The sequence below is a fragment of the Bacillus sanguinis genome (genome assembly GCF_018332475.1).
Lineage (GTDB): Bacteria > Bacillota > Bacilli > Bacillales > Bacillaceae_G > Bacillus_A > Bacillus_A sanguinis.
Genome location: NZ_BOQB01000461.1, coordinates 1 through 396 on the forward strand (window position 1 = coordinate 1; position 396 = coordinate 396).

Annotated in this window: 1 protein-coding gene; it reads left to right on the forward strand. The window is 39.9% G+C overall.

Features of this window, described 5'->3' with window-relative positions; translation table 11 throughout:
* Nucleotides 1-308, forward strand: a 308-nt coding sequence (locus KI369_RS27660) for an ABC transporter permease (protein WP_212958819.1), incomplete at its 5' end; no start/stop codon positions are given.
* Nucleotides 309-396: the final 88 nt, after the last annotated feature.

Here is a 396-nt window from a genome sequence, read left to right on the forward strand (position 1 = left end):
TATCTGTAACAGAACGTACGCGTGAAATTGGAGTACGTAAAGCACTTGGGGCTACGCGTAGTAAAATTTTATTACAGTTTTTAATTGAAGCAGTTATGTTAACACTTTTAGGTGGTTTAATTGGAATTGGTCTTGGATATGGCGGAGCATATATCGTTTCTACATTCGCAAAATGGCCACCACTCGTTTCATGGGAAGTTGTCGTTGGCGGCGTATTATTCTCAATGACACTTGGTATTATTTTCGGATTAATTCCAGCGAATAAAGCTGCGAAATTAGATCCAATTGAAGCATTACGTTATGAGTAATTACTAGTGTAGTAGAACTACACATTACAGTTCTAGTGGGCGGTTCGTAGCCTCTATATGAGGAAGTGAACCGCCCGTTAGAACGGGT